The following is an 8,726-nucleotide window of genomic DNA, read 5'->3' as shown; positions in this document are numbered from 1 at the left end:
GCATCAGTTTGTAAATCCTTGACTTGCGCTAACGGGTCGCCTGCTAATAATGGCCGTTGTTGATGAAGCCATCGACCTACATGACGAACTGTTGCCATCGTTCTATTAATAGAAGTAGCTTTATAAGGTTTGCCAGTTTTTTCAGAAATTGTTTTACATAAATGTTTCTGAAAATGCTTGCTAACAGCCGGTCTCCAGCTATCCACCAAATCATGCCCTACTTCCATTTGAAAGAAATTTATAAATTTTGATAAATCTTTCATTTTGGCTTGTTCAGTTTTCTCAGGAGCGCCCTTCACATGCACTGAGTAATAATAAGACAACCACGCAGAAAGTGAATTGGTGTCAAAATGAACATCTAACGGGTGGGAAATCTTATCTATCACAAACTTTCGATTTTTGGAATTTTGCTCGTCCAGGAAATTCATAGGGTCTCATTTTTATTTTTCCCCCATTATAGCCTCTTTGTGATGGATAAGGTACGTTATCTAGCTCAAATACACCTATATAGAATAAGCTTTAATTCATAAAAACCCTAAGTAGAAAATAAACTACTAGAGTTAATGATGAATCGACCAGGCTTTGTGCCAAAAGCAATGTAATGGCAACCAATGAGTTATCATTAGCTAAAATTTATAATTTGAATTTTTGTTGAGTACCCCCCTCTAATAATGCCTTCTTTTTTATAAAATCTTGTGACTGTTCTAAGACAATTGACTTACTAATTGTCGATGGATCTTTATTTTTCAAACTCCAAAAGAGATGATTTTCTGCATTTGTAATCTCAGAATTCCTGATGGAAATCTCATTTCTAGTCTCTAATTCCGTATTTGCTGATCTAGAGTAAGGTTCTGAAAATTCCTTTTGCTTCCCGGGAGCCAGTGAAGCTGGGGACAATTGATCGGTACTACCAAACTTATAAACAGGATCACTGATCAATAATGAAGACTCACTAGTTCTTTTAGGTAATGAAAAAAATTTTTGTAGCCTTTTTTTATTCGCAATATCTGACGGAGTTTTTTGCTCTTTTTCTTGAGTCAAATAGTCAGTTTGAGAGCCATCGCTTTTTGAACGTGTAACCGGAAGATTTCTAGACTTTTCGGATGCTTTGATTTGCGTCGTGATAGAGTCATAACTTGCTCTTGTATCAATCTTATAACTGTCAAGATGTGAATAAATAAGATTTAACACTTTTTTAGGAAAATAATTATTTGGTGGATCATCTTTCTTCTTAATATACTCAAGACAGGCCTCTGGAGTTACATCTTTCAAATAGAGAAGAACCTGACTAAATGCTTCCGTTGATTCTTGAGTCTTTGTACTGCGATAAGAGGAAATAATTTTACTAGCTGCAATAGCTTTTAAAACCTTTTTATCTGGCAAAAGTGTTTTTTCCAGGGTAGATATAAAAACATGAAATTTATCTTGGAACTCTTTTGGATAGCTTGAAATTATTTTTAGGCTTTCCGCAATAATTCCATAAAAATTATTTAAATTCGAACCAAATACTTGATTGTTAAATCGAAATTGAAATGGTTTTATTTCAATCTGCTGTTTTTTTAGAAAATCACATCCTCGATCGTATTTCTCCTTATAAGCTTCTGTTTTCCCCATATTTAAAATTTCCACTAACTCCTGTCCTGGAAATTCCAACATTAAATATTGAACTTGAGAGCGATAATTATTGTTTTCAACTTCATTTTGAATTTCTTCAATAAAAATTTGATATTTTTTTTGATAATATAGCTAATTCCATATAAATTGAATATAATCAATTATTTATGACTTATTCCTTAGATTTTAGGCGCCATATATTAAAGATAAAAGCAGAAGAACAGTTAAGTTATGATGAAACCTCATTACGATTTAAAATAAGCAAATCCAGTTTAGTTCGCTGGAATAAGGGACTAGAGCCGAAAAAGACACGTAATAAGCCTGCAACAAAGATCGATATGGATGCCTTAAAAGCGGATGTAAGCATCTACCCTGATAGTTATTATCATGAACGAGCCAAGCGACTTGGAGCCAGTAAGACAGGAATATATTGGGCATTGAAACGTCTAGGTGTCACCTATAAAAAAAACATTGTCCCATCCAAAAGCAGACGCCGAAAAGCGATTATTGTTCCAGAATAAGATTCAAAGATACCAGTTAACTTCCCGTCCACTGGTTTATCTGGATGAAAGTGAATTTGCGCATGATATGCCCAGAACACATGGATACTCTTTCAAAGGAGAGCGTTGTCATGGTACTCAAGATTGGGGAGCTCGTGGACGCACTAATGCTATAGGTGCATTACTTGATAATTCGCTACTCAGTGTGAGTCTTTTTGATGGGACAATAAATAGTGATGTATTTGAAGAATGGGTTGAGAAAGATTTATTACCTAAGCTTCCTCCGCACAGTGTTATCATTATGGATAATGCAGCTTTTCATAAAAAAGCATCAACAAAGCAACTAATCGACAATGCAGGACATACTCTGGAGTTTCTTCCTCCCTATTCTCCAGATCTCAATCCCATAGAGCATAAGTGGGCCCAGGCTAAAGCAATTAGAAGACAGCACCAGTGTTCTATAAATGAACTTTTTCATAAATATTGTACATGAGCATTTTATATGGAATTAGCTATAATATTGACGATCTTCCGTTGTGAGCCAAAATTGTTCTGCTCTTTCATTATTACCAACTAATTTTGATTCATTATTGACCAGGGCTTTTAATGTTGATTGATGATTTGGATTGAGACAATTACCTAAAGTAATCATACCCTCTCGTTCAATGAGAAACTCCTGATCATTAATTTTAAATAAAGCTTGGGTAAACAATTGAAAATTGTTTGCCAGAGTAGTGCTGATGCCAACACTTATTTTACCATGGGTAATAATAATTTTTTTAGCTTCGAGATATTCTCGGTACGCTGAAGTTATCCCATCAAAATTAGAAGTTAAAACCGGGGTATTACGTCTATCGATAATATCGATTTTTTTTAATCCTTTTCTCATTTTTTGTCCTTAATGAATACAAGTTCAAGAAGAATATTTTTATATCGTTCATTTGGATTACAATACACTTTTACTTAGGCCCTTTGGGGGTTCTTCCACAGGATCCGTCTAAGGTTACTTCCGCTTTTATTAATTATTCTTGCATCGTTTTATCCTTATGAAAAGCAGCATTATCCATGATAACCACACTTTTTTGGGCAATTTGGGCAACAAATCATGCTCAACCCAACTATTAAATGTTGTCGTATTAATTGTTCCTTCAAACAAGCTAACCGTAAGTAATTGATTGTCCCGTAAAGCTCCAATGGCATTAATACGACCACGTTCTCCCCAGCCGCGCAGCCCATAACATCGAGTGCCTTTTAGAGAGTACCCATGAGTACGAGGCATATTGTGGGCAAAGCCACTTTCATCCAAGTAAATCAGGGGACTCCTTCTTCTTGATAAGAAGCTATCTTTTTTTGAAAAGAGTGGCGCTTTTCCTCATCTGCTTTAGGATTATTCCATGTTTTTTTTATAGCTTAATTTTAATCGAATTAAAGCAGAACGAATCCCTGTTTTACTCACATTAAAACGCGCAGCTCGCTCATATTGATAACTATCTGGATAATAGGCAACATCCCTTTTAAGAGCGCCCATGTCTATTTTTGTCGCAGGTTTATTGCGTTTTAGGTCAATAAGCCAACGCATTACACTTGCCTTACCTACACCAAATCGAATAGATACCGCTTCTAACTTAATCCTTCTTCTGCTCTTATCTTTAATACTTTTTTGCGAAAATCTAATTAGCACGTCATAAATAATTGATTATAATGAATTTATTATGAATAGACTATATAAAGTACTAATAGGTTATCTGTGTATATCTGTCTTTGTACTCGGATAAATATATGATAATGATTTAACTATTAATTTTTGCTGTTAGCGGTTGGTTTTTATAGGGGTATTAGGTACTTGAAAAAAATCGCCACCTTGTTACATGACGCGATGATAGAGATCTTGATGACAATACAGACTATTTTAAGGGCATTCCGATTGCACACTCCTATAAAACATACAGATATTCGAAATTTTCAGTAAACAACAATCGGGAAATTAGCCTCCGATAGGAGAAGCCTGCGCTTTATCAGATAGGCTTTAAAGGATAATGAAGCTCCCTTTCCTTTTTGTCTTGGCCTCATACAATGCCTGGTCTGCCCTAACAATTAAATCATCAATATTACTATCCTTTTTATCCACTATGGTTGCGCCAATGGTTACAGTCACTTTCGCCTTCTGATTATTTAATATGGCATTAGTAATTGTATCTGCCTTATTTTTTAAAGCTTTGCCATCCAGCCCTTGAATCAGTAAGATGAACTCATCCCCGCCGAATCGACATAAATAATCTGTCGTCCTAATATTATTGAGACATACAGATGAAACTACCTTTAATTGTTCATCACCTTCTTTATGTCCATAGGTATCATTAATAGTTTTAAAGTCATCAATATCAATGACCATGATCGCAACATTACAATTACCCCTCAAATAACTGGCAAAAGAACTAGCAGCCACTTCATAAAAACGATTTCGATTAATAGCGCCCGTAAGAGAGTCCTTGGTCGCCAGTTCGTATAAATTGTTCTGCAAATTTTTCTGCTGAGTAATATCCCTCTCTATCGCACCAAAATAAGAAACTTCACCATTAACATTTAATAACGGAATTACTGAAAATTCCAACCAGTATTCTTGGCCACTTTTACTGTAGTTAAGAAGCTCATAACTAACAGATTTTTTAAGTGCCATTGCTCTTTTTATACATCTTAATGTATGTTTATCCGTTTTTGGGCCCTGAAGAATACGGGGTGTTTGACCAGCTACTTCTTCCCTCGTAAAACCGGTTAGCTTCTCAAAAGCTTTATTTACATACTTGATTATAGGGTTTTCTATATTGCTATCTGTAATGATAACAACGTCATTTGTTGATTCGAGTAGTTTAACCTTATATCGGTCAAGATTATCCATAAAATTTCACACTAATGTACTTATGCCTAGGCTTTAACACAAATTATGCATGGATTTCATAGCATTGCAAATCAATAGATTTTACTCTCTTAAATATGCTGATTCGGATAAAACTCGACATCCAAGGAAGACAAGGCCTGCCTAATTGCGACCTCCTCAAAACTTTTTTCTGAAAAAAGTAGCTGATGAAACGGCTGTCCTGCGGACATAATGATGCGCTATATTTTAGCTAGTCTTAAATCATTAAGCAGCAGCAATTCATTTAATTGTTTAAAGACGGCATCAATTCTATTATCCAAGCAGGGAAGACCAGCAGCTCACCCTCTAGGTGCTGTAGCGCACGTTTACTAAACTTTGTTCGGATTGTTTTTGCAAATTTTATAGACAGAATTCTAACTATTAACTTTATATGATGTTTGACAAGGTATGCACAGATTTATCCACAGATTTTGTGGATAAGTTGGCTCAAGCATTATTAGTGTCCAAATAATAAGAACCCTTATCAGTAAAGGAATTTAATTACTATCAAAAGAGAGTATTGACAAATGAAAGATAAATTTTAGAGAAATTATCCACAAGCTGTGGTGATAATAAAAACGTAACTGCGGACAGACATATTAACAAATAATTTCTAAAAAAACAGTCTTGACGTTCATGTATTTTTAGAAATTTATTTTCTCCAGCAATGTAGCCTAAAAAGAACCTTCTGTTTTAATCAAACTTGCTCTGCTCGAAATGAATACCTTTTAAACGCGGTAATTTCCATTTGCCGTAAAGAGTCTGAAGCACCTGTTCGACAATAGATTTGTTCATCTAGCCATACCTTTTCATGTGATAGTTGGTCGTTAGGAATAATTGACCACCAACATTTTGGCAACGAACCTGTGCCATCGGACCAGCGATAATTCCTTAATTTTAATAAATCCTTTTTATCAAAGGCCGCCTTTTCAGCGCACAATAAGGTTTCCTTTGTTTTAACATTGTTTTTTAATTCTTCAAAAGCACCTTCTTCCTGTAATAGAAGATTTAAGGTTGCCCAACAATCAATAATAGCCCTATGCCCTTCATAGAAAAAGCCTAACTTAAAATTAAGGTATTCTAATTTGCTGCTTTCATACCCTCGATTTCGCCAATTTATATCCTGAAGCGTACAGCCAAATGGTCTTTTCTCGACTAGTTGTCCTACTTGTTCTGGGGTTTGTAGTTCTAAAAAACTCCTATCAAATCGACTGTTATGGCAAATAAGGAGATGGGACTGTTTCAGCATTGCATGTACCTTATCCCAATCAATGGCTTTGCCTTTTACATCCTCATTGGTGATTCCTGTATAATTTTCGTAATTTCTTCAAGAATTAATTTGTGTGGGTCGTTTAGCTCATTATAGGTATCAATAACCTCAATAACTTTGCCTAAGGACTCATTGGGTTCGACTTGTTTGGAAGACAAAAGACTTTCCATGTATTCTTTAGCCTCAAGCATCGCGGGCAAGCTGTACTTCTGGTGGTAGACCAGACGCTGCTCTTCATCATGCCCCAGTTGTTTTGACTCCTCATCCCTCTTAAATGGAATTGAAAGCCATTTCATGATGGGCAAACAGTGCTCCGGGTAAAATGTCTGTAACTCGTCAAACTTACGAAATCCATGAGATAAGCCGTTGCACACAATAGTGTCATGGGTCTCTGGAATATTATGGCTTAGCACATCACACATTTGGATGACTTTTCCTTTATTCTTATGGCGCTTATTAAGAAGACGCTCCATGTTTTCACCAGAGTGACGTTGGCTATTATAAAAGAGCGCTATTTGATGGGCGCCGTTTTGTGCCAATATTCCTGTGGTGTAAATGCCAGTGCGTTTTTTATGGGGGTTTTGTCGGTTGTGATGAATCGTATCTCACTGTATCGTCGTTATGAATTAAAGAGCCATTAGCCGCGAGTATCTCTAAGGCGGGGAATACCAATAACGCACACCCAGCAAGTTCTTCCATCAGTTGCCATTGGGTAGATGCCGGAATGGGCAAGCCAATGAGTGATTGAACGTACTCTTGCCGATGAAAGGGCATGGCCATGTAGTATTTTTTATAAGGCCAGGATTGCTTTAAAACTGGGATGATATTTTTCTTGGTGGACATGAGTTGGAATATCGGCTGAAAAGACTTCATTGCATAAAGCGCATCGTAGCTTCTCAATCCAGTATTTATCAACAGAGGCTAGATTTTGTCCTTTGATGTTAATGAGGATAGCGGGATTGATGGAGTAAAGCTTGCACCACAGTAAAGTGGCCACGGTTACCCAAAACTCAGGGACTCCAATGGAATGGTGTGCTCGTTTGCATTGATGTAAGCGGTATGAGGAAGGCACCCATGCCATTTGGGTTCTTTAGGCTCATGGTTCTCGTCATTTGATGCGCTGGGTACGGGCTCTTCTGTGGCGGTGTTATTCTGTTCTGCCTTTGGAGATTTGTCTTGCTGTTTAGTGGTCTTATCTCCTTTGCCAAAGATAAGCCGCTTTAAATTAGAAACCGTGATTTTATGCTCGACCAGTGCGTGAGGAATCCAGGAGGCTAGATTAATGCACCCAATGACAAAGGGCTTTCTTTCCTCAGGTAAGTTTGATGAGTGCACCAGTGCAACGATTTGCTCTACTTCATCAGATGATTTTTCAATGACAATGGGTAGTTCTTTTGCTGATGTCATTTAGCAACCCTGCTTCTCTTGAGGGCAGCAAGGTTAGCTAGCAGTCCTAATAAAATCAATAGGTTGTAGTGAAAATGCTGATTTAATGCTTTTTTGCTGCAAAATCACGCATCAGCCAGGCTTAACTTGGAGTATACTTCAAGAGAATCTCTTTTAGCATGGCCTGAATAAGGTTGAATAAAAGCGTCATCAATGTTTTGCTTCTTAAGCCAAGTAAACAAAAAATGTCTTAACTTATGGGGGATATGGATCGCTCAATACCTGCAAGCTTAGTATCTCATAAAAATTTTTAATAATGAGCTAGAGAAAGAAAAAATTTGTCTCAATGCTAAGGATTGGTTAAATAGAGTCGCAGAATTTTATTATAAACAAGAAAATCTATGTTCTTGCCATTTGGATTTAAACCCCGGAAACATCTTATTACACGAGAATAAAGCCTTTTTAATTGATTTTACTGATTCTCATTTGGATGACCGATTTATTGATTTAGGAAAATTTTCTGCCTATATGGGGTTGGGTACAAGGGAAAAAAAACTTTCTTAAATCATATTTTACTCAGGATAAAGTTTCAGAAAAGGAAACAGCGTTAATTAACATTGCTCAAATGATATTCGAACTTAGACTCGGTATGGTGGGCCTTCTGAATGCAAAAATAGATAAAGATCAGCTCGCTATTTTATTATCAAAACAGGATGATTTTAGTCTTCAGCATGATTATCTCCATGGAAAAATTGAAGATCAAAATAATTTTTTTAAACGTATGATCCAAGTTTTTTATCAGTCGTGGCAACAGAAAATTAATTCAAAAGAACATATAAATGATCTGGAAATCCTATTTAGTCCAAGTTATAAAAGCTTTTTCCCTACTAACATTCCAACTATTCAAGGCAATCAAATGAATCGCAGCAAAGAGAATACTTATAATTAAAGTAGTAAGGTAGTGTTTAAATAACTGTGTCATCTCTTTTAACTTGTTATAATTTCAACACTTAAAAGAGGTGCCCATGAGTAAGAATAAAAA

The 8,726-nt window shown here is 36.1% G+C and carries 14 protein-coding genes and 1 pseudogene; 4 read left to right on the top strand and 11 right to left on the bottom strand.

All coding sequences use genetic code 11. The features are described from left to right. Both Lbru_RS08715 and Lbru_RS08710 read right to left on the bottom strand, forming a co-directional pair. Positions 1-428 (bottom strand): annotated as a pseudogene (locus tag Lbru_RS08715) (tyrosine-type recombinase/integrase); the annotation flags it as partial. A 205-nt stretch (positions 429-633) separates the two neighbouring features. Next, complete coding sequence (locus Lbru_RS08710) at positions 634-1,629, bottom strand: hypothetical protein (RefSeq protein WP_131793638.1); 996 nt, start codon at positions 1,627-1,629, stop codon at positions 634-636. A gap of 152 nt (positions 1,630-1,781) precedes the next feature. Here Lbru_RS08710 and Lbru_RS08705 point away from each other — a divergent pair, with 152 nt between their 5' ends. Beyond that, positions 1,782-2,135: an IS630 transposase-related protein gene (locus Lbru_RS08705; protein WP_058441805.1), complete on the top strand. Its 354-nt coding sequence runs from the start codon at positions 1,782-1,784 to the stop codon at positions 2,133-2,135. Continuing rightward, entirely contained in the window at positions 2,065-2,607 is a 543-nt protein-coding gene (locus Lbru_RS08700) for an IS630 family transposase (RefSeq protein WP_202967547.1), read from the top strand. Before Lbru_RS08705 ends, Lbru_RS08700 begins: the two co-directional genes overlap by 71 nt. Before the next feature lie 15 nt (positions 2,608-2,622). Here the strand turns inward: Lbru_RS08700 and Lbru_RS08695 are convergent, their stop codons facing one another. From Lbru_RS08695 to Lbru_RS18080, 9 genes are all read right to left on the bottom strand, one after another. Next, complete coding sequence (locus Lbru_RS08695; protein ID WP_058441804.1) at positions 2,623-3,003, bottom strand: hypothetical protein; 381 nt, start codon at positions 3,001-3,003, stop codon at positions 2,623-2,625. Positions 3,004-3,132: 129 nt separating this feature from the next. Then, positions 3,133-3,420, bottom strand: coding sequence for a transposase (locus Lbru_RS08690; protein WP_131793639.1), 288 nt, complete (start codon positions 3,418-3,420; stop codon positions 3,133-3,135). A gap of 81 nt (positions 3,421-3,501) precedes the next feature. Beyond that, on the bottom strand, positions 3,502-3,795 hold the full coding sequence (locus tag Lbru_RS08685) for an IS630 transposase-related protein (RefSeq protein ID WP_238583861.1): 294 nt from the start codon (positions 3,793-3,795) through the stop codon (positions 3,502-3,504). A gap of 345 nt (positions 3,796-4,140) precedes the next feature. Then, a complete protein-coding gene (locus Lbru_RS08680; protein ID WP_058441803.1) occupies positions 4,141-5,010 on the bottom strand; it encodes a sensor domain-containing diguanylate cyclase in 870 nt (289 codons plus the stop codon). A 715-nt stretch (positions 5,011-5,725) separates the two neighbouring features. After that, positions 5,726-6,301 (bottom strand): hypothetical protein, encoded by a 576-nt coding sequence (locus Lbru_RS17190; protein WP_238583862.1) that lies wholly within the window; start codon positions 6,299-6,301, stop codon positions 5,726-5,728. Positions 6,302-6,312: 11 nt separating this feature from the next. Continuing rightward, complete coding sequence (locus tag Lbru_RS17795) at positions 6,313-6,771, bottom strand: hypothetical protein (protein ID WP_238583860.1); 459 nt, start codon at positions 6,769-6,771, stop codon at positions 6,313-6,315. 97 nt (positions 6,772-6,868) lie between these two features. Next, a complete protein-coding gene (locus Lbru_RS08665; RefSeq protein WP_058441801.1) occupies positions 6,869-7,171 on the bottom strand; it encodes a hypothetical protein in 303 nt (100 codons plus the stop codon). A 126-nt stretch (positions 7,172-7,297) separates the two neighbouring features. Then, entirely contained in the window at positions 7,298-7,705 is a 408-nt protein-coding gene (locus tag Lbru_RS17790) for a hypothetical protein (RefSeq protein WP_238583859.1), read from the bottom strand. Positions 7,706-7,809: 104 nt separating this feature from the next. Continuing rightward, entirely contained in the window at positions 7,810-7,926 is a 117-nt protein-coding gene (locus Lbru_RS18080) for a hypothetical protein (RefSeq protein ID WP_420795319.1), read from the bottom strand. A gap of 58 nt (positions 7,927-7,984) precedes the next feature. On the opposite strand from Lbru_RS18080, the gene Lbru_RS18075 reads away from it, so the two are divergent. Beyond that, positions 7,985-8,248, top strand: coding sequence for a phosphotransferase (locus Lbru_RS18075; RefSeq protein ID WP_083500878.1), 264 nt, complete (start codon positions 7,985-7,987; stop codon positions 8,246-8,248). 61 nt (positions 8,249-8,309) lie between these two features. Further along, the gene (locus tag Lbru_RS08655) at positions 8,310-8,633 is read left to right on the top strand and encodes a hypothetical protein (protein WP_058441800.1); all 324 of its coding nucleotides are present in this window, start codon (positions 8,310-8,312) and stop codon (positions 8,631-8,633) included. Positions 8,634-8,726: the final 93 nt, after the last annotated feature.

The organism is Legionella brunensis (genome assembly GCF_001467025.1).
Classification (GTDB): domain Bacteria; phylum Pseudomonadota; class Gammaproteobacteria; order Legionellales; family Legionellaceae; genus Tatlockia; species Tatlockia brunensis.
Note: the sequence above shows the minus strand (reverse complement) of the source record. Positions and strands in the feature narration are given on the sequence as shown.

Bases quoted from the DNA above. Each gene is read 5' to 3' on its own strand.
- Lbru_RS08705 (WP_058441805.1), top strand. From the start codon at position 1,782: ATGACTTATTCCTTAGATTTTAGGCGCCATATATTAAAGATAAAAGCA.
- Lbru_RS08695 (WP_058441804.1), bottom strand. From the start codon at position 3,003: ATGAGAAAAGGATTAAAAAAAATCGATATTATCGATAGACGTAATACC.
- Lbru_RS08680 (WP_058441803.1), bottom strand. From the start codon at position 5,010: ATGGATAATCTTGACCGATATAAGGTTAAACTACTCGAATCAACAAAT.
- Lbru_RS17795 (WP_238583860.1), bottom strand. From the start codon at position 6,771: ATGGAGCGTCTTCTTAATAAGCGCCATAAGAATAAAGGAAAAGTCATC.
- Lbru_RS08665 (WP_058441801.1), bottom strand. From the start codon at position 7,171: ATGAAGTCTTTTCAGCCGATATTCCAACTCATGTCCACCAAGAAAAAT.
- Lbru_RS17790 (WP_238583859.1), bottom strand. From the start codon at position 7,705: ATGACATCAGCAAAAGAACTACCCATTGTCATTGAAAAATCATCTGAT.
- Lbru_RS08655 (WP_058441800.1), top strand. From the start codon at position 8,310: ATGATATTCGAACTTAGACTCGGTATGGTGGGCCTTCTGAATGCAAAA.